This is a genomic window from Pseudomonas sp. AC083, from assembly GCF_979253165.1.
In genome coordinates, this window is record NZ_CEEDDH010000022.1 from 70,051 (window position 1) to 90,162 (window position 20,112).

The 20,112-nt window shown below is 60.5% G+C and carries 16 protein-coding genes; 7 read left to right on the forward strand and 9 right to left on the reverse strand.

Annotation, left to right across the window (positions count from 1 at the left end; genetic code table 11):
• Positions 1-153: 153 nt before the first annotated feature.
• Both AC0IXA_RS24615 and groL read left to right on the forward strand, forming a co-directional pair.
• The gene (locus AC0IXA_RS24615) at positions 154-447 is read left to right on the forward strand and encodes a co-chaperone GroES (protein ID WP_007916610.1); all 294 of its coding nucleotides are present in this window, start codon (positions 154-156) and stop codon (positions 445-447) included.
• 50 nt (positions 448-497) lie between these two features.
• The gene (groL, locus tag AC0IXA_RS24620) at positions 498-2,144 is read left to right on the forward strand and encodes a chaperonin GroEL (RefSeq protein ID WP_016773419.1); all 1,647 of its coding nucleotides are present in this window, start codon (positions 498-500) and stop codon (positions 2,142-2,144) included.
• 188 nt (positions 2,145-2,332) lie between these two features.
• Here groL and AC0IXA_RS24625 read toward each other — a convergent pair whose 3' ends face one another.
• Positions 2,333-3,076, reverse strand: coding sequence for a phosphatase PAP2 family protein (locus AC0IXA_RS24625; RefSeq protein ID WP_341638896.1), 744 nt, complete (start codon positions 3,074-3,076; stop codon positions 2,333-2,335).
• A 209-nt stretch (positions 3,077-3,285) separates the two neighbouring features.
• Here AC0IXA_RS24625 and colR point away from each other — a divergent pair, with 209 nt between their 5' ends.
• The 5 genes from colR to AC0IXA_RS24650 all read left to right on the forward strand — a co-directional run bounded on the left by colR (position 3,286) and on the right by AC0IXA_RS24650 (position 7,010).
• Entirely contained in the window at positions 3,286-3,969 is a 684-nt protein-coding gene (gene colR, locus AC0IXA_RS24630; RefSeq protein WP_016773421.1) for a two-component system response regulator ColR, read from the forward strand.
• On the forward strand, positions 3,959-5,242 hold the full coding sequence (locus tag AC0IXA_RS24635) for a sensor histidine kinase (protein ID WP_341638897.1): 1,284 nt from the start codon (positions 3,959-3,961) through the stop codon (positions 5,240-5,242). Before colR ends, AC0IXA_RS24635 begins: the two co-directional genes overlap by 11 nt.
• 149 nt (positions 5,243-5,391) lie before the next feature.
• Positions 5,392-6,060: a class I SAM-dependent methyltransferase gene (locus AC0IXA_RS24640; RefSeq protein ID WP_071173442.1), complete on the forward strand. Its 669-nt coding sequence runs from the start codon at positions 5,392-5,394 to the stop codon at positions 6,058-6,060.
• A gap of 3 nt (positions 6,061-6,063) precedes the next feature.
• Positions 6,064-6,780, forward strand: coding sequence for a lipopolysaccharide kinase InaA family protein (locus tag AC0IXA_RS24645; protein WP_341638898.1), 717 nt, complete (start codon positions 6,064-6,066; stop codon positions 6,778-6,780).
• A 2-nt stretch (positions 6,781-6,782) separates the two neighbouring features.
• Entirely contained in the window at positions 6,783-7,010 is a 228-nt protein-coding gene (locus AC0IXA_RS24650; protein ID WP_016773424.1) for a hypothetical protein, read from the forward strand.
• Between the two features lie 178 nt (positions 7,011-7,188).
• Here AC0IXA_RS24650 and AC0IXA_RS24655 read toward each other — a convergent pair whose 3' ends face one another.
• The 8 genes from AC0IXA_RS24655 to AC0IXA_RS24690 all read right to left on the reverse strand — a co-directional run bounded on the left by AC0IXA_RS24655 (position 7,189) and on the right by AC0IXA_RS24690 (position 20,096).
• A complete protein-coding gene (locus AC0IXA_RS24655) occupies positions 7,189-10,215 on the reverse strand; it encodes a multidrug efflux RND transporter permease subunit (protein ID WP_016773425.1) in 3,027 nt (1,008 codons plus the stop codon).
• Between the two features lie 13 nt (positions 10,216-10,228).
• A complete protein-coding gene (locus AC0IXA_RS24660) occupies positions 10,229-11,377 on the reverse strand; it encodes an efflux RND transporter periplasmic adaptor subunit (RefSeq protein ID WP_341638899.1) in 1,149 nt (382 codons plus the stop codon).
• A gap of 252 nt (positions 11,378-11,629) precedes the next feature.
• Entirely contained in the window at positions 11,630-12,730 is a 1,101-nt protein-coding gene (locus tag AC0IXA_RS24665; protein ID WP_341638900.1) for a DUF1513 domain-containing protein, read from the reverse strand.
• A gap of 14 nt (positions 12,731-12,744) precedes the next feature.
• Complete coding sequence (locus tag AC0IXA_RS24670; RefSeq protein ID WP_024014143.1) at positions 12,745-13,809, reverse strand: imelysin family protein; 1,065 nt, start codon at positions 13,807-13,809, stop codon at positions 12,745-12,747.
• 27 nt (positions 13,810-13,836) lie between these two features.
• Positions 13,837-15,261 carry a di-heme oxidoreductase family protein gene (locus tag AC0IXA_RS24675; protein ID WP_408005059.1) on the reverse strand — a complete coding sequence of 475 codons (1,425 nt, stop codon included), beginning with the start codon at positions 15,259-15,261 and terminating at the stop codon, positions 13,837-13,839.
• Between the two features lie 279 nt (positions 15,262-15,540).
• Positions 15,541-16,899: an imelysin family protein gene (locus tag AC0IXA_RS24680; RefSeq protein WP_341638901.1), complete on the reverse strand. Its 1,359-nt coding sequence runs from the start codon at positions 16,897-16,899 to the stop codon at positions 15,541-15,543.
• Between the two features lie 219 nt (positions 16,900-17,118).
• Positions 17,119-19,170: a putative bifunctional diguanylate cyclase/phosphodiesterase gene (locus tag AC0IXA_RS24685; protein ID WP_016773430.1), complete on the reverse strand. Its 2,052-nt coding sequence runs from the start codon at positions 19,168-19,170 to the stop codon at positions 17,119-17,121.
• A 329-nt stretch (positions 19,171-19,499) separates the two neighbouring features.
• Positions 19,500-20,096, reverse strand: coding sequence for a superoxide dismutase (locus AC0IXA_RS24690; protein ID WP_016773431.1), 597 nt, complete (start codon positions 20,094-20,096; stop codon positions 19,500-19,502).
• Between the last annotated feature and the right edge of the window lie 16 nt (positions 20,097-20,112).

Here is a 20,112-nt window from a genome sequence, read left to right on the forward strand (position 1 = left end):
GCCCCTATGTATCGGTCACCGAAAGGTTTCCGGTATTCAAACCGGACAGACTTGCGCGGTTCGCTCGACGGACCGCAACCGGCGCAGGCCGGATTCGTTAAACCCGCCGGGACTACACCGGCCGATGAAAACCACAATTAGGAGAGATCGACAATGAAGCTTCGTCCTCTGCATGACCGCGTCGTCATCCGTCGCAGCGAAGAAGAAAAGAAAACCGCTGGCGGTATCGTCCTGCCAGGTTCGGCTGCTGAAAAAGCCAACCACGGTGTGATTCTCGCTGTAGGCCCGGGCAAAGCTCTGGAAAACGGTGAAGTGCGTGCACTGTCCGTGAAGGAAGGCGACAAGGTTGTGTTCGGTCCTTACTCCGGCAGCAACACTGTGAAAGTCGATGGCGAAGACCTGCTGGTAATGAGCGAGAACGAAATCCTCGCGGTTATCGAAGGCTGATATCCCCGTTCATTTTCCCGCTACTACAAAGTATTTAAGGAATATCGATCATGGCTGCTAAAGAAGTTAAGTTCGGCGATGCCGCCCGTACCAAGATGCTCAAAGGCGTCAACGTTCTGGCTGACGCGGTAAAAGCGACCCTGGGCCCGAAAGGCCGTAACGTGGTTATCGAGAAGAGCTTCGGCGCTCCAACCATCACCAAGGACGGCGTTTCCGTCGCCAAAGAAATCGAACTGGATGACCGCTTCGAAAACATGGGCGCGCAGCTGGTCAAAGACGTTGCCTCCCGTGCCAACGATGACGCTGGTGACGGTACTACCACCGCTACCGTTCTGGCTCAGTCGATCGTCAACGAAGGCCTGAAAGCCGTCGCTGCCGGCATGAACCCGATGGACCTCAAGCGCGGCATCGACAAGGCGACCATCGCCATTGTCAAAGAGCTCAAAGCCCTGTCCAAGCCATGCGCTGACTTCAAAGCCATCGCTCAGGTCGGCACCATCTCGGCCAACTCCGACAACTCCATCGGCGACATCATTGCCGAAGCCATGGAAAAAGTCGGTAAAGAAGGCGTGATCACCGTTGAAGAAGGCTCGGGCCTGGAAAACGAACTGTCGGTTGTAGAAGGCATGCAGTTCGACCGTGGCTACCTGTCGCCATACTTCGTCAACAAGCCGGACACCATGGTTGCCGAGCTCGACGGCCCGCTGATCCTGCTGGTTGACAAGAAGATCTCGAACATCCGCGAAATGCTGCCAGTGCTGGAAGCCGTTGCCAAAGCCGGCCGTCCGCTGCTGATCGTGGCCGAAGACGTTGAAGGCGAAGCCCTGGCGACTCTGGTTGTGAACAACATGCGTGGCATCGTCAAAGTCGCTGCCGTCAAGGCACCGGGCTTCGGCGACCGTCGCAAGGCCATGCTGCAGGACATCGCTGTTCTGACCGGCGGTACCGTTATCTCCGAAGAGATCGGTCTGAGCCTGGAAAGCACCACCCTGGAGCACCTGGGTAACGCCAAGCGCGTGACCCTGTCCAAGGAAAACACCATCATCGTTGACGGTGCTGGCGTGCAGGCAGACATCGAAGGCCGTATCGCTCAGATCCGCGCCCAGGTTGCCGAAACTTCCTCGGACTACGACCGTGAAAAACTGCAAGAGCGTCTGGCCAAGCTGTCCGGCGGCGTTGCAGTGATCAAGGTTGGCGCTGGTTCCGAAGTTGAAATGAAAGAGAAGAAAGCCCGCGTTGAAGACGCCCTGCACGCAACCCGCGCAGCCGTTGAAGAAGGCGTGGTACCTGGCGGTGGCGTGGCGCTGATCCGTGCTCTGGAAGCACTGACCGAGCTGACCGGCGACAACGCTGACCAGAACGTCGGTATCGCTGTGCTGCGTCGCGCTGTTGAAGCGCCGCTGCGTCAGATCGCTGCCAACTCCGGTGACGAGCCAAGCGTAGTCGTCAACGAAGTGAAGAACGGCAAAGGTAACTTCGGTTACAACGCTGCTTCCGGCGAATACGGCGACATGATCGAAATGGGCATCCTGGACCCAACCAAGGTAACCCGTTCGGCTCTGCAAGCTGCAGCCTCCATCGGCGGTCTGATCCTGACCACCGAAGCAGCGGTTGCCGACGCACCGAAGAAAGAAGGTGCGGCTGGCGGCGGTATGCCAGACATGGGCGGCATGGGTGGCATGGGCGGCATGATGTAAGCCAGCCCCGGCCCTGTAACGCAAAACCCCGCCTGTGCAAGCAGGCGGGGTTTTTTATTGCCCGAATCTCAGACTTACCCACATCCCCTGTGGGAGCGAGCCTGCTCGCGAAAGCGGTCTGTCATCCGACATACAAACCAGTTGGCCCGGCAATTCGCGAGCAGGCTCGCTCCCACAGGTGCTTTGTTTCAGGCATTGACCGGCTGTGTGTTCATCGCCGTCGAAGTCTTGCCAGCCGGGCGATAAAGCACCCAGTAATAAGCCCCCAGACAAATCAGCCAGCAAAAAATCGCCGTCCACACGTTGTGCGAAAAGAAGTGCGCGCCTTGCATCATGCGACTGATCGAGAACACCGAACCCAGCGCAAAGGCGAACACAAACGCCTGCCGCGCCAGTCGTGGACGGCGGTCACGCAGCACGAAGAACAGTGCAAACAGAGTGAACCCGGTCGCCGCATGGCCACCCGGCCAGCAACGTCCCGGCTTGTCCGTGGCGGGGCGATGCTCCATCAGTTTGCTGTAGGTCTCGTGACCGCCGAATTGCTCCAGGCTCCATGGGCACTGCACGGCGGTGACGGCTTTGACCGGCGTAACAAACGAAGTCGCCAGCCCCAGCGACAGCACCAGACAGCCCAATTCACGCTTGAATGGTTTCAGCCGTTCGATGAAAAACGCACCGATGAAACCCAGAATGGCAAACACCGAGAAGCCGATCACCAGCTGTTTCGCCCGGTCATGCAGGATGTCTTCAAGAAAATAGCTGTGCCGCCCGATGAAATCGCCGGCCACCGGGTCGTAGAACATTTGCGCCAGAACCATGTCCAGATCGGTCAGTTCGAGCAACAGCAAAATGATCGCCGCCGCTGCGGGAATGCCCAGACACAACCACCAGTTCAGCGGTCTTGAAGCGGGAAGGGCAGAGGTCGACACCATGGCAGGTTCCTTGGTCGATGAACGGAGGAGAGAGCGTAATCGCGCGGAGTCTGCGCGCACTGGCGTCGGCGATTTGTTAACCGAAAGTGAAAAAAACGTCGCAGCGCGCGCAGTGCAGGTTTATCGAAAAACGCCCCTAGCCCTGAGCCACACTTGGCCGTAAGCTGCGCGGGCCAAGACGGCCGTTACCCCGTTCGGAGGAGATGTCCATGCGAATTCTGCTGGTCGAAGACAACCGTGACATCCTGGCCAATCTGGCCGATTACCTGGGCATGAAAGGCTATACCGTCGACTGCGCACAAGACGGCTTGTCCGGTCTGCATCTGGCGGCGACCGAGCATTACGACTTGATCGTGCTCGACATCATGCTGCCCGGCATCGACGGCTACACCTTGTGCAAGCGCCTGCGTGAAGACGCCCGGCGTGATACGCCAGTGATCATGCTCACCGCCCGTGACCAACTCGACGACCGTCTGCAGGGCTTCAAGTCCGGTGCCGACGATTACCTGATCAAACCATTTGCGCTGTCCGAACTGGCCGCCCGCGTCGAAGCGGTCATGCGCCGTGCTCAGGGCGGCGGTCGCCGGGCATTGCAGGTCGGTGATCTGAGCTACGACCTCGACACCCTGGAAGTGACCCGCGAAGGCAAGCTGCTCAAGCTCAACCCGGTCGGTCTCAAGCTGCTCGCGGTGTTGATGCAGAAGAGCCCGCACGTGCTGCGTCGGGAGATTCTCGAGGAAGCGCTGTGGGGCGATGACTGCCCGGACAGCGACAGCCTGCGCAGCCATGTTCACCAATTGCGCCAGGTGATCGACAAGCCATTCGCCAAGCCACTGCTGCACACCGTGCACGGTGTCGGTTATCGCTTGGCCGAGGGGCGAGATGGAGTTTAAGCAGAGTCTTTCCCAGCGGATCATCATCGCCTTTGCGCTGATGAGCGCACTGGTCGCCGGCGCATTCGCCATGGGTATCGTCGCGACGGTGCACCTGGTGGAAGAGAAACTGATTTCCGCAGGGCTGGGCGGCGACCTGCAACGCTTGCTGCTGATGGACAACGTCTCCGACTGGAGCCATCGCCCCGAGCCGGATCAGTTGTTCTATTTCAGTGGCGGGCCGGGGGATTTCGACCTGCCCAAGGATCTGCGTCACCTCGATGCCGGTTTCCACGAGGTCTTTCGCGAGCAGCTGTCCTATCACGCCATGGTCGAAGTGGTGGATGGTCGGCGTTATGTTTTGCTGCAGGATCAAAGTGATTTCGAAGAGCGCGAGCGCGTGCTGTTTGCCGTGGTGCTGGTGGGCTTCGTGCTTAGTCTGGCGCTGGCGGTGTTTCTTGGCTGGGTGCTCGCGCGCAAGGTGATGGCGCCGGTGGTGCGCCTGGCGCGGCAGGTCCGTCATCGCGACCAGCTGCTGGGGCTGGCGCCACCCTTGGCGCCAGACTACGCGGCGGATGAAGTCGGCGAACTGGCGGTGGCGTTCGATGCCACGCTGGGGCGCTTGCGTCAGGCGCTGAACCGCGAGCGTTTGTTCACCAGCGACGTCAGCCACGAATTGCGCACGCCACTGATGGTCCTCGCCAGTTCCTGCGAACTGCTGCTGGAAAACCCCGGTATCGATCAGCGTGGTCGCGCTCAGGTCGAGCGTATTGCCCGGGCCAGCGAGGAGATGCGCGAGCTGGTGCAGACTTTCCTGATGCTGGCGCGCGCACAGAACGAAGAGGCCGGCGCCGCGCCGCAGCAGAACCTCACGCAAGTAGCCGAAAGCCTGCTGTGCCTGTGGCGCGAACCGATCGAGCGCAAGGGCCTGACGCTGATGTTCGAGCCGGGTGATCCACCGGACACACGTTACAACGCGACCTTGCTCAATGCGGTGATGGGCAACTTGCTGCGCAACGCACTGCATTACACCGAAGAGGGCTTCATTCGCCTTTCCCTTACCGCCAAAGGCTTCATCGTCGAGGACTCGGGGGTGGGTATTCCCGAGGAAAAACGCGAGGCAATGTTCGAGCCGTTTGTGCGCGGTAGCGAGAAACGTGGCGAGGGTCTGGGCCTGGGCCTGTCGCTGGTCCAGCGCATCTGCGAAAACCAGGGGTGGACAGTCAGCCTGAGCACGATGGACCCCAATGGCTGCCGATTCGAGGTAGATCTTGGCGTGAATACCGGCAAATAGTGGCTCGAGGCTACTCCCGCCCACCTGTCTAAATCCTGTATAACGTTGTAATACTTTGCAGATTTACCTGACAGAATTTTCACAATTGGATGACCTGACACTGACACACCGCTGCTTAAGGTGGTGTCATCAGAACAGGAGTCCAGATGATGGCCGACCCGATCAAGCTCGATTTTTCCGAAAAGTACGACGACCAACACGCACAACGTTACCTGCGCAAGCACAAGGAAAGCCTTGGCCGCCGCCTGTCGCACTGGCGCGACGAGCAATTGGGTCGCAAGGCTCTGGCGCTGGCGGGGGATCCCGGTCTGGTGCTGGATCTGCCCTGCGGTGCCGGACGCTTCTGGCCAATGCTCGCGGAAAAGCCCAACCGGGTAATCATCGGTGCGGACAATTCCGAGTCGATGATCAACACCGCGCTGCAAGGGCAGCCAGCCGATGTGGTCAAGCGCGTACAACCGCTGCACACCTCGGCGTTCGATATTGCTTTGCCGGATAACGCAGTCGACAGCATCTTCTGCATGCGCCTTCTTCACCATATCGGTGAAGCCGAGCACCGCAAGGTGATCCTGCGCGAATTCGAGCGGGTAACCCGTGACAGCGTGATTGTTTCATTGTGGGTCGATGGCAACTTCAAGGCGTGGAAGCGCAAGCGCGCCGAGCTCGACCGGCCGAATCGTGATTACCAGAATCGCTTTCTGATTCCGGCGGCGACGATCGAAAAAGAATTTGAACAGGCGGGTTTCCGCATTCAGGAACAACTGGACTTTATACCGCTCTATGCGATGTGGCGGGTTTACGTATTACGCAAGAGGTAGAGGATGGCAGTGCAAGCAGCGGTTGAAGCGAATATCGCTCCACAGGATGGTTTCGATTATTACTGGGCCCAGCGTGGCGATTGGGTTGAAGAGCCCAACGTGCGCCGCGGTGGCGAAAGTGGTGTGCAGCGCATCGTCGGCCGTGACGGCCAGTTGCTTTACGCCAAACGCCAGACCGGGCACATCTATCGCAGCTGGTTGCACCCCTTCGGTCGCCCGACCGTATTGCGTGAACTCGATGCGCTGACCGGCGTAAGCAAACTCGGCGTGCGTGTTCCGCAAATCGTTTTCTGCGGCGCTCAGCCTGATCCGCAACACAAGTGGCGCGCACTGCTTGTCACCAAATCCCTCGACGGTTTCCAGGAGTTGGAGCAGTGGCTGGCCGCTGCCGGTGGTCGCGATCAATGTGGCGACGTGGTTTACGAGAAAGTGCTCAAGGACCTCGCTGAAAACCTGGCGCGCATGCACAAGGGGCGCTGGCAGCACAGTTGCATCTACATCAAACACGTTTTCGTTCGCGTCACCGGTGAAGGCGAAGCGGCGCAGGTTGAAGTGGCGTTGATCGATCTGGAGAAGTGCCGCCAGCGTCTGACCCCCTATCGCGCCGCACAGCATGACATGAAGCAACTGCGTCGCCATTCGTCGTTCCGCGATGCCGACTGGAAAAAACTCGTCTACTTTTATGAGACGGCGTTTGGCAGCGCTATCAAAGGTTTATAGCGATGAAACTCGAAATTGCACGAGGTTTGTTCCTGGTCGGGGCCTTGGCAGTTGCTTCACTGGCGGTGGCTGCCTGGGAGCAGCCGCGCATGCAGGTCATAGGAGCGTCCGGGAACGACGCTCATTGTTCTGTTCCACGGGTGGCGAAAGCCTCCGTGGCGACCCAGCCCGATCATGATTTGCTGTTGTTCATGTTCGGACTGTCTCAGGGAATGAGGCCAGCCAGTTGAAACGATTGAAGCCCAAATAAAAGGCCTCGCAATTGCGAGGCCTTTTTTATTCCACAACTTTCAAAATACATATCGCCCTCTGTGGGAGCGAGCCTGCTCGCGAAGGTGTGTCAGTCGACATCAATGCAACTGAACTACCGCATTCGCGAGCAGGCTCGCTCCCACAGGGAAATGTGCACTATCTGGCATCTGGCTTAGCCAGGAAGGTATAAACACACGGCAGCACGAACAACGTAAACAACGTGCCAATCGACATCCCCGTGGCAATCACCATGCCGATATCAAAGCGGCTCACGGCGCCCGCGCCGGTGGCCAGAATCAGCGGCACCATGCCGAACACCATTGCCGCCGTCGTCATCAGCACCGGGCGCAAGCGAATCGCCGCTGCCTCCTCCACCGCTTCACGGGCGCTCAGGCCCTTGTCCTTGCGCAACTGGTTGGCGAACTCGACGATCAGGATGCCGTGCTTGCTGATCAGGCCGATCAGCGTCACCAGCCCGACCTGGGTGTAGATGTTCATGCTCGACCAGCCGAGGAACAACGGGATCAGCGCGCCGCAGATCGACAGCGGTACGGTCACCAGAATCACCAACGGATCGCGGAAGCTTTCAAACTGTGCGGCCAGCACCAGAAAGATGATCGCCAATGCCAGAGCGAAAGTTACCCACAATGCGCTGCCTTCCTGCACGTACTGGCGCGAGGCACCACCGTAGTCAAAGGCAAACCCGGCCGGTGCTTCTTCGCGGGCAATCTGTAACACGGTGTCGATGGCTTCGCCCATGCTCACCAGCGGGAAACCGGAAATCTTCGCTGCGTTGAGTTGCTGGAACTGATTGAGCTGGCGCGGTCGCGCGCGGTCGCTGACCTTGATCAAGGTCGACAGCGGCAGCAATTCGCCTTGAGTGTTTTTCACGTAGTAATTGTTCAGCCAGTCCGGGTTGTCGCGGTAGGCCCGTTCAACCTGGGCGATGACCTTGTAGCTGCGCCCGTCGATGGTGAAGCGGTTGATCTCCGCCTCGCCGAGCAAGGTCGCCAGCGTGCTGCCGAGGTCGAGCATCGACACGCCCATCTGCGCGGCCTTGTCGCGGTCGATATCCACGACCACTTCCGGCTTGTCGAACGCCAGATCGAGGTCGACAAAGGCGAACTTGCCTGACTCCATGGCGCGTTTCTCGATGCGCTCGGCGACTTGCAGCAGCAGCTCGTAGTCATTGGCGGTGTTGACCACGAATTCGAAGGGCAGACCCTCACCGGTGCCGGGCAGGGAGGGCAGGTTGAAACCGAAGATCTGCAGGCCGGGAATGCTCTCCAGTTTGCTCTGCACCTCGGGGAGGATTTCCATCTGCGTGCGGCTGCGCTCGTTCCATGGCTTGAGCAGGAACCCGCCGATACCGGCCTGCACGCCGTTGTAGCCGTTGATCTGGAACGAGGAGTAGTACTCGGGAAACTCCTTGAAGATGGTGATGAATTCGTCGGTGTAGGTGCTCAGGTAGTCGAGGTTGGTCGGCTGCGGTGCGCTGGCCATCATGAAAATGATGCCTTGATCCTCGTCCGGGGCCAGTTCCGACTTGGTGAACTTGAGAAACACCGGAATCAGGCACAGCACGATCACCGCAAACACCAGCACCACCGGCCGCGTATTGAGCGTGCCGTGGAGCATGCTTTGATAGCGGCGCTTGAGGCCTTCAAAGACGCGGTCGAGGCGATGGGCAAGGCCGCTGGGATTCTCTTCGTGGCGCAGCAGAAACGCGCACATCATCGGCGACAGCGTCAGGGCGACGACGCCGGAAATCACCACTGCGCCGGCCAGGGTCAGGGCGAACTCCTTGAACAACGCCCCGGTCAGCCCGGTGAGGAAACCGATCGGCGCATATACCGCCGCCAGAGTGATGGTCATCGACACCACCGGCATGGCAATTTCCCGGGCGCCTTCCAGGGCGGCATCGAACGGCGTCTTGCCTTCCTCGATGTGCCGGTGGATGTTTTCCACCACGACGATCGCGTCGTCCACCACCAGACCGATGGCCAGCACCATCGCCAGCAGCGTCAGCAGATTCATCGAGTAACCCATCATCTGCATGAAGAACATCACGCCGATCATCGACAGCGGAATGGTCACCACCGGGATCACTACCGAACGCAGAGCGCCGAGAAACAGGAACACCACGACGATGACGATCAGCACCGCTTCGAACAGGGTTTTCACCACCTCATCGATCGAGGCCTGAATGAACAATGTCGCGTCGTAGGCGATTTCGCTTTTCAGGTTCGGCGGCAGCTGTGCTTCCAGCTCGGGCATCAGCTTGCGCACTTCTTTGATCACGTCCAGCGGGTTGGCGCCGGGGGTGGCCTTGATGCCGATGTACACCGACGGCGTGCCACCGAACGAGCTGATCGAGTCGTAGTTTTCCGCGCCCATCTCCACCCGCGCGACATCGCGCAGCAGCACGCGGCTGTCGCCATCGACCTTGAGCGGAATCGCCGCGAAGGCTTCGGCGGATTTCAGTTCGGTGTTGGCGTTGATGCTGGTGACGGTGTACTCGCCTTTCACCTCGCCGGCGGCGGAGAGGAAGTTGTACTGGCGCACCGCCGCAGTCACGTCGGCGGCGCTGAGGCCGAAGCCGGCGAGTTTCACCGGGTCGAGCCACAGACGCATGGCGAACACCTGATTGCCGAGAATTTCCGCTTCGGCCATGCCCGGCAGCGTCGCCAGTTTCGGCTGGATGACCCGCGACAGGTAATCGGTGATCTGCGGGTTGCTCAAATCCTTGCTGAAGAAGCTGATGTACATCAGCGCCGAAGCGTCGGCGGATTCCTTGCTCAGCACCGGGTCTTCGGCGTCCTGCGGCAGCTTGTTTTTCACTTCGTTGGCCTTGGCCAGCAGTTCGGTGAACAAGCGGTCGGTGTTGGCACCGATGCGCGCGTAAATCGAAATCACCGAGAAGTTCTGGCGGCTGACCGAGGTCATGTAATCGATGCCCTCGGCACTGGCCAGGCTCTGTTGCATCGGCTGGGTGATGTAGCCCTGAATGGTTTCGGCGTTGGCCCCGGGATAAGCCGTGGTCACCGTGATCAGGGCGTTTTCCATTTGTGGGTACTGGCGCAGCGGCAGCTTGCTCCAGGCCTGGAAGCCCAGCAGCACAATCAGCAGGCTGACCACGGTGGCGAGCACCGGGCGGCGGATGAACGGATCGGTAAAAGCCATGGGAATTCCTTGATCAGTCGGCGCGAGGCGGACTGTTCTGCTCGCCGAGGGTCTTGTCGTCGCTGATGGCGATGTGGGTACCGTTGTCCAGTTTGATCTGGCCCGCTGTTACCACTTGTTCGCCGCTCTGCACGCCCTTGTTGATCATCACCAGGCCATCGCGGCGTTCACCGGTCTCGACGAAACGACGTTCGGCGATCAGCAGCGGTTGGCCGTTGTCATCCTTGGCGACGCTGCCGTCCTCGGCCTTTTTCTGCCCGACCACATAAATCGAGTTGCCGTACAGGGTGTAGGTGATCGCGCTTTCCGGCACGACGACGTGCTTTTGCGGATCAGGCAGCAGCACTTCAAGGCTGGCGAACATCCCCGGCAGCAGCTTGCCGTCGGGGTTGGCCAGGGTGGCGCGGATGAGGATGTTGCGCGTGGTGCTTTCGACGATCGGATTGATCGCGCTGATCTTGCCGACGAAGGTCTGCCCCGGATAAGCGGCGACGGTGAACTGTACGGGCTGGCCGATAGCGAGTTTCGGCACCGATTGCTCGGGCACGTAGAAGTCGGCGTAAAGACTGCTCAAATCCTGCAACGTAGCGATTTTGGTACCGCTGGCGAGGTAGTCGCCAACGTCGACCTGGCGGATGCCGATGGTGCCGCTGAATGGCGCGAGGATGCGTTTTTTCGCCAGCGACGCGTTGAGCTGATTGACCGTGGCCTTGTTCTTTTGCAGCACGGCGGAGAGGCGGTCGTACTCGCCTTTGGAGATCGCGCGGCTGTCGACCAGTTGCGCGCCACGGCCGAAGTCCAGTTGCGCCAGGCCCAGATCAGCCTTGGCGGTTTCGAGCAGGGCGGTTTCCACGGCGCTGTCGAGTTGCAGCAACGGTTGCCCGGCCTTGACCTTCTGCCCGGATTCGAATTTGAGTTCAGTGACGGTGCCGGCGACTTCCAGACTCAAGTCGACACCTTGCAGCGCCTTGAGCGTGCCGACGGTGGGCAGGCGCATCTGCCACGGCTGTTCGCCGGCAGTGGCCACGGCGACGCTGATCGGCGGCTTGGGCTTGGAAAAGCCCTGGATCATCGTGTAGATCGAAAAGGCTTTGTATCCGCCCAGTACCAGGACGATCAGCAAAACAACACCCAACATGATCAGCATGCGGCGACGCAGCATATTTCCATTTCCTTGGATAAATCATGAGACAGGCGGGCACATTACTCCGAGTCAGGTGGGGATTCCAACTGGCAGTGTTTACAGGTGCAGCGGGACACAATCCTGTGGTGAGGGGATTTATCCCCGTTGGGCTGCGAAGCGGCCCCCTGAATCCTTCAGTCATACCGCAATTGCAGTTTTAAGGGCGGCTGCGCCACCCAACGGGGATAAATCCCCTCGCCACAGGTTGATTGTCAGCCACGGGGCTTGTTGTCAGGCCATCAAGTGCAGATGGTTGTCCCAGAGCCCCGCCGGCAATTCCAGCGGCTTGGCCAGCAGCTGTTCCTGCCGGCAATCGTAGTAACGGCAACGGCCCTGACCCGAGGTCACGACAAAGCCATCCTTTACCGCACCGACGCCGGCGCAATCAGGCAAAGGCGCATCGAGGCGCAGTTCGCCGCTGTCCAGATCCCAGATAAAGAAGCGATTGCCGCGCGGCGCTGTCAACGCGACCAGACGCAGGTCGCTGTGCACCGCGACGCTGGCGGTGTAGTGCCCCATCGCCTGCAACTGATCTTCCGCTACGGGGAACGCCACGAACGCTTGCCCGGGTCGCTTGATCGCCAACAGCTCCGAGCGCTCGTGCGACGGCCCCATGAATTGCTGACCGGCAACGATGGTGCCGTCACTGGCGATGCCCAGGTGGCGCACGCTGTTCATCTGCTGGGCGAGGGTTTCCTTGCTCAGCAACGTGCCGTCGCGCTGCATCAGCACCAGGCTCGGCTCCATGGCGTTGAGGTTCATATCGACGCGGCTTTCCGCCTCGGTGCGAATCCCGCCGTTGGCCACCACCAGCGTCTCGCCGTCGGGCATCCACGACACCTGATGCGGGCCGAGGCCGTGGGTAGAGATCTCGCCCGTGTGCACCAGCCGTTCGCCCTCGAATTTGTACACGCCGAGCAGGCCACGGCCGGGATCGCTCGTGTCGTTCTCGGTGGCGTACAGGTATTCGCCGTCCTTGTGCACCACGGCGTGGCCGTAGAAGTGCCGGTTCGGCTGCGAGGTCACGGTCTGCAGCAACGTGCCGTCGCGCAGGTCGATCAGGTAACTCTCGGTACCCGGACGCCGTGCAACGAACAGCGCCAGCGGCTGCGTCGGATGATTGATGATGTCGTGGCAACGCTGGCCGACGTGGGTGGCGAACACCCGCGTACCGTCGAGCCGATAGCCGACGGCGTAATGCTTGCCGTCAGCATCGTCGCGCGCCGACAGCAACAGCGGGCTCTGATCCTTGCGTTTGAACAGCGTCCAGCCGCCCAGCGTCACTGCTCCCAGCAGTGCACTACCTAAAGTCAGAACCTGACGTCGCAGCATGGCACTTGCCCTCATCAGTCACCGTCGTTGGCGTTGAAGCCCAGTTGGATGCCCAGCGCCTTGGCCAGTTCGCCTTCGTGCAGGCGATGGACGACGTTGAGGCTGTCGTAGATGTCGTTGAGTTGCTGACGACCGGCGTCGTCTTCGAGCATTTCGCCCAGCGAGCGCTGGGTGCTGTCGAACAGCTTCAGCGACGCGGCATAGGCGGCGTCGATCTTGTCCGCCAACGGTTTCTGCTCCGCCGGCAGCAGACCGCGCAGGCCTTTGTTGTCGACGCCTTCCCACACGGTTTTGGCAGCGGCGAGGCTGGCTTCCAGCGCCGTCAGCGACGACTGGCTGCGCCACGCATCCGCCTGGAACGGCTGCGGCACGCCTTTGCTCTGACGGCCCATCGGCGTGCCGAGTTTTTTCTTCAGGGTATCCAGTGCAGTCACTTGTACGCGCAGCAGATCGGCGATCGCTTCGTGGGAGTCGGCGTAGCGCTGGTTGGGGAACTTGCTCATCTGCGCGAGCATGCCGTCGGTGTTGTTCCAGCCCTGCAGGATCTCTTCGGCCAGTTGCTTCTGGCGTTCGCCGATGGCGATCAGCAGCGGGCAGTATTTGGCTTTTTGCGCGTCGTTGGCGACGTCAGGCTTGGCGTCGAACAGGATGTATTCGTAAGCCGACAGGCCTTGCACCACGACGCTGGATTTGGCCAGTGCGGCGGCGTCGATCTGCGGCTGGGCGACGACCAGTTGCTCGACCTGACGGCCGACGAGGTTTTTCTTGTCCGGCCAGAACTGCACTTGCCACGAACGATTGCCCTCGGCCAGCGGACCGATCAGCAGCGGTTGCAGTTCGGCCCAGGCTTTCTGCGCGTGAAGGAAGTCGGCACGGGCAGTTTCCAGGCTTTCCTTGCCCTGGCAATAGGCGAGGGCGCTGACCGCCAGTTGCCGGTCGGCTTCGACCCAACGGGTGTAGGTCGGCAGGATCACCGATTTGGCGATCGCCGCCGAAGTGACCGCTTGTGGGTCCTGCGGCGAGCAGGCGCCGAGGGCGAGCGCGGCAAGGCTGGTGAACAGTAACTTGGGACGGAACATGTCGGGCTCCCGATGTTTTTTCAGTATTTAAAGTGAGTTCAGAAACGCCAGCAACGCAGCGCGCTGCTCGGCATTGAAAGACAAAACCTGTTGCTGCGCCGCCGTCGCTTCGCCGCCATGCCAGAGCACCGCTTCGAGCAGGTTGCGTGCGCGGCCGTCATGCAAAAACTGGGTGTGACCGCTGACCGCTTGCGTCAGACCAATCCCCCACAACGGCGGGGTGCGCCAGTCGCGGCCGGAGGCCTGAAATTCCGTGCGGTTGTCCGCCAGGCCTTCGCCCATGTCATGCAGCAGCAAGTCGCTGTACGGACGAATCACCTGATTGGCCAATTCCGGTTCGGCGGCATCGGCGGCGGTGGTGTATTTCGGCGTGTGGCACGACTGGCAACCGGCCTGGAAAAACAGATTTTTGCCGGCCAGCACCTGTGGATCGTTGACGCCACGGCGCGCCGGCACTGCGAGATTGCGGCTGTAGAACAGCACCAGCCGCAGGATGTTGTCGCTGACTTCCGGTTCGCCGTCCGGGCCATTGCCGTTCGGCGCCTGTTTGCAGGCAGTCTGCGCCTCGGTGCAATCGTCGAACGGCCGCAGGCTGGTGGTCAGGCCCATGTCACCCGAGAACGCATGAACATTCTGTTGATTGAGATTCGGCTGCCCGGCTTTCCAGCCGAACCGGCCGATGACGGTTTTCTGCAACTGGTCATCCCAGACACGGTTGGGCCGGCCGTTGATGCCATTGTTCTCTTTCGCCTGGGCGGTGGCGTTGGCGAGGATCGCTTGCTCAGGGATGGCTTCGAGCAGGCCCAGACCAATCATCGGCGGCGCCACCCGCGCGGAAAAACGCGTGTCCGGGTGCATCGGGCCGTAACCGAGTTGAGTGATCTGCAGGGTCGGTTTGCGCAACTCGACCTCGGTGCCGTCCTTGAAACGCACCAGCACTGGCGTGTAGTCGACACGCACTTTGCCTTCCGGGGCGACGCCGGGCACGGCCATGTCCTGGAGCTGCCCGCCATACACCGGCTCCGGAACCACGCCGAGCTGTTCGATGACTTTGGCGTAGGGCGGTGCGTCGGGAATCGACAGGCGTACCAGCATCGACACTGCATTGCTTGCATCAGGTGCCGGCGGATGCCCGCGACCGTCCTTGATGTGGCAGTTCTGGCAGGCGTTGGTATTGAACAACGGGCCGAGGCCGTCGCGCGCCGTGGTGGTCGACGGCGCGATCACCCACGGGCTGCGAAAGAAACTGTTGCCGACACTGAAATCCACGCGCCGCGAGGGCGGCAGGTTGGCCGATGGCAGGGAAAAGGCGTTCTGATCGCTCTTGCGCACAGTTGCCGCACCGCCCGAACGCGCTTCCCCCGGCTCGGCCTTGGTGAAACGCGGGGCGTCATCGCAGGCACTCAGGCCCAGGGCCAGCAACAGTGCGGACAAGCGAAGCGGCAACGACAGCATCAGACATCCTGCAAACGGGCGAAAACAAAGGCGCAAAGTCTAACAGGGCGGGGGAGTTTGAATAAGAGGAATTATCGTTTGCTTGATATCGCGCAAGCTTTGAAGCGCATGCCAACACTGTGGGAGCGAGCCTGCTCGCGAAAGCGATGCCCGACGCGCTGAAAATGCTGCGCCGGATAAAGCCTTCGCGAGCAGGCTCGCTCCCACAGGGATAGTGGTGTGCCAATAATGAAAAAGGCGACCCGAAGGTCGCCTCTTTTTGAGCGGACGCTGCGATCAGAACTCGTGATCGGCGTTGTCCGGATTCAGGTCGCTGATGCCCAGTTTGCCCGCAGCCGCTTCGATCGAGCCGGTCTGCTTGACCAGCGCGGCGATGGCGTCGCGGACCACCTGGTTGCCAGCGGTGTTGCCGGCGGCGATCAACTGGTCGTAGTGCTCACCCTTGTTGGCGTGATCGACCATGACCTGGATCTTCGCTTCGGTCGCGGCCAGATCGGCTTTCAGCGCGGTGTCGGCAGCCGGGTCGGCCTTGGCCACCAGCGACGACAGGCTGGCGCCGGTCAGCTTGGTGCCGTCAACACGGGTGTACTCGCCCAGGTAAACGTTACGCACGCCTTTGGCGTCGTAGAAGTGCGAGTAGTGGGTGTTGTCGCTGAAGCAATCCTGCTCGTCTTCCGGGGAGTTGGCTTCCAGGGAAACCTTCATGCGCTCGCCCGCCAGTTCACCCAGGGACAGGCTGCCCATGCCGAAGAGCATTTTGCGCAGGCCGGTTTCGCCTGGCTCGGCTTCCAGGGTGGCGCGGTAGTTGTCGGCCACGTTCGGCTTCCAGTTGCCGACCATTTCTTCCAGGTCGCTGACCAGCAGTTGGGTCACGGCTTTCAGGTAGGCACGACGACGCTCGTTATGACCACCGGTGGCGCCGGCGCCTTCCAGATAGTCCGAGGCCGGACGGTTGCCAGCGCCAGGGCCGGTGCCGTTCAGATCCTGGCCCCAGAGCAGGAATTCGATCGCGTGGTAGCCGGTGGCAACGTTCGCCTCGGAACCGCCCAGCTCGTTGAGGCTGGCGAGTTTTTCCGGGGTGATTTCTTTCACGTCGACTTTGTCTTCGCCGACCTGCACTTCGGTGTTGGCGATGATGTTGGCGGTGGCGCCCGGGTTACCCAGTGCGTGCTCGTAGGATTTGTCGACGTAGTCGATCAAGCCCTCGTCCAATGGCCAGGCGTTAACCTGACCTTCCCAATCGTCAATGATGGTGTTGCCGAAGCGGAATACTTCGCTCTGCAGGTACGGCACGCGCGCGGCAACCCAGGCAGCCTTGGCGGCTTTGAGGGTGTCGGCGTTCGGCTTGGCGAGGAACGCGTCGACCGCGCTCTGCAGGGTTTTCGCGGTGGATTCGGCATCGCTGTAAACGGCGAAGACCATGTCGGCGTAGTGCGCGACCACAGCCTTGGCGGCGGCATCGTCAACTTTACCGGCGGCAGGAGCAGGTGCAGCGGCAGGGGCTGGAGCTGGAGCAGCACTGCTGGAAGCCGGAGTCATTTCGGAGGCTTTTTCTTTGTCCTTGCCTTCGCCGCAACCGGCGAGGGAAATAGCGATGGCCAGCAGACTGGCGGTAGCCAGAGGCATACGAATCATGGCGAACATCCTGCTTCGGTAGTTGAGTGGACTGGCGCCGGTGGCGCGCAAAACTGCGACATAATGCAAATCTTTCGCATTATGTGTAAAGGCGTGCTTGGAAATATTTCTTATTTGCGCAAGAAGATCAAAAGATCGCAGCCTCGTTTCACTCGTCGGCTCCTACAGGGGGAACGCATTTCAAATGTAGGAGCTGCCGAAGGCTGCGATCTTTTCGCTTTATAAAATAGCCGCGTTGCTGCGTTGCGCCTGCTTGAGGTAAATACCCAGCTCCCGCGCCGGCAGCGGTTTGCTGTAGTGGTAGCCCTGACCTTCGTGGCAACCCTCGGAAATGATGTAGGTTTCCTGCTCGGCGGTTTCCACGCCTTCGGCAATCACCTGCATGCCCAGGCTCTTGCCCAGTTGGATGATCGCGCGGACGATGGTCGCGTCATCGTCGTCATCGAGCAGGTCCTGCACGAAGCTCTTGTCGATCTTGATCTTGTCCAGCGGCAGGCTTTTCAGATAACTGAGGGACGAGTAGCCGGTGCCGAAGTCGTCGATCGCAATCAGCGCACCGGAGCGGCGCAGGCTGAGCAGATGCTGGGCGGCGGTGGTGATGTCTTCCATCAGGCCGGTTTCGGTGACTTCCAGTTCCAGGCTGCGCGGCGGCAGGCGGTACATCTGCAGCAGGTTGTTGACCACCCGCGGCAGCTCGGCATGATGCAGTTGCACGGTGGACAGATTGACCGCCATGCGCAGATCGACAAAACCCTGATCGTGCCACTCGCGCAATTGCTTGCAGGCCTGATCGAGCACCCACTCGCCGATGGCGATGATCGTGCCGTTCTGTTCGGCCAGTGGGATGAACAGGTCCGGCGGCACCAGCCCGTGTTCCGGATGTTGCCAGCGGATCAGCGCTTCGACGCCGACCACGCGGTGATCGCGATAACTGATCTGCGGTTGGTAGACGAGGTAGAACTGGTCGCGGATCAGCGCATCGCGCAGGTCTTTTTCCAGCTCGCGACGACGGCGCATCTCGCTGTCGACGCTGGCGATGTAGAACTGATAGCGATTGCGCGAGCGGGTCTTGGCCAGGGTCATGGTCTGCTCGGCTTTCTGCAACAGCTTCTCGGTGCTGTCGCCGTCCTCCGGAAACAGGGTGATGCCGATGGTCGCGCGCAGGCGGATCTCCTGATCGTCGAGGGCGAAGGGCGCCTCGAGGTCATCGAGAATGCTTTGCGCCAGTTCTGCTGCTTCGTAAGGTTGTTCAATGTCGGCCTGCACCAGCGCGAACTGATCGCCGCCCAGGCGAGCGAGGGCGCCGAGACGACCGCTGTGGGCACGTAAGCGATCGGCCAGGGCCAGCAGCAATTGGTCGCCGGTCTGGTAGCTGAATTGCTCGTTGATGCCCTTGAAGTCATCCAGGCCGACGCACAACACCGCGACGCGGCGCTGCAATTTGCCGGCATCGACGAGAATCTTGTCCAGTTGCTGCTGCAATTGCTGGCGATTCGGCAGGCCGGTGAGGAAATCGTACTGGGCCATGCGCAGCAGGCTGTTTTCCGCTTCGTGGCGCAGGTGGGTGTTGCGTTCGATGGACTCGAGCAACTGGTTGGCGGTGTTGATCCACAGGCCCAGCTCGTTTTTTTCGTGGCCCTTGATCTGCGGAATCTTGTGCTCGCTGGGACGATCGGGGTTGATCTCGGTGAGGTGCTCGATGATTCGCGACAGCGGTTTGGTCAGCAGCCAGTGATAGACCAGATACAGCACCAGCCCCAATGCCAGCGCACGCAGTACGCCGGAGATGAAAATGATCACCGAGCTGACGATAAACCCTTCGCCATAAGTGGCGGTGTCGAGTGTGATGCTCAGGTCGCCGTAGTACTCGCTGTAAGGGCCACGGCCGACCAGCTGCGTGGTGAAGGTGCGTTCCTGGCCGAGAATCAGGTCGGTCAGCCAACGGCTGTTGGAATGCTGCAGCTCGCGGGATTTCTGCGCCAGCATGGCTTCGTTGGGGTGGCCGATGGAGGCCTGACGCACGGCGTCGTCCTGGAACAGCCCTTCGATCACCTGCATGCCCATTTCCCGATCCAGGCTGTACACGGCCTGGGTCGAGGGATCGCGGAACATGTCGAGGATGCGCTCGGCGTCGCCGGCCACAGCCTGACGGGTCTTGTAGGCATCGAAGACAATCTGCGCGCAGCTCAAGACTACGCCTACGATCAATGCCGACAGGAGCACGACCCGGAGCAACTTCACCGACAAGCTGTTCTTGAGTTCCAGCTTCAAAGGGTTATTCCTTGTTCCGTGCGGGTAGCGTCAAGTTGCCATGAGTATTGGCAATCCCGGGTTGGCAGTCAAAGGGACAATCGGGCACGGGAAAAGTCGCCGTGATCCTGGCCGCAATGTCGTCATTTGAGTAATAGCTCTGAATTAACTGTGTCGGTTGCAGTTGCCTTCAACTTGAGCACTGGGTCAAAGATTTTTTCCTGCCTGTGATGGTAGTCGGCTGGGGGCTGGCGGCAAACGGCGCGAAGCTGCTTTTATCGTGCGAGAAACGCCATGCGCCGGGCATAAAAAAACCCGACCGAAGCCGGGTTTCTCGTCTGGCGCGAAGCTTAAGCGGTGAAGGTCTTGCCTTCGAACTGCTCGGCCACGAACTTCCAGTTGACCAGGTTCCAGAACGCTTCAACGTACTTCGGACGCAGGTTGCGGTAGTCGATGTAGTAAGCGTGTTCCCAGACGTCGCAGGTCAGCAGCGGGGTGTCGCCGCTGGTCAGCGGGTTGCCGGCGCCGATGGTGCTGGCCAGGGCCAGGGAGCCGTCAGCCTTTTTCACCAGCCAGCCCCAGCCGGAACCGAAGGTGCCGATCGAGGTTTTGCTGAATTCTTCCTTGAACTTGTCGAACGAACCGAACGCTGCGTTGATGGCATCTGCCAGGGCGCCGGTTGGCTGACCGCCGGCGTTTGGCGCCAGGCAGTTCCAGTAGAAAGTGTGGTTCCAGACCTGAGCGGCGTTGTTGAAGATGCCGCCCGAAGAAGTCTTGACGATTTCTTCCAGGGTCTTGCCTTCAAACTCGGTGCCTGGCACCAGGTTGTTCAGGTTCACGACGTAGGTGTTGTGGTGCTTGTCGTGGTGGAACTCCAGGGTTTCCTTGGAGATGTGCGGCTGCAGGGCATCGTGTGCGTAAGGCAGCGGCGGCAATTCGAAAGCCATGATGATTCTCCTAATC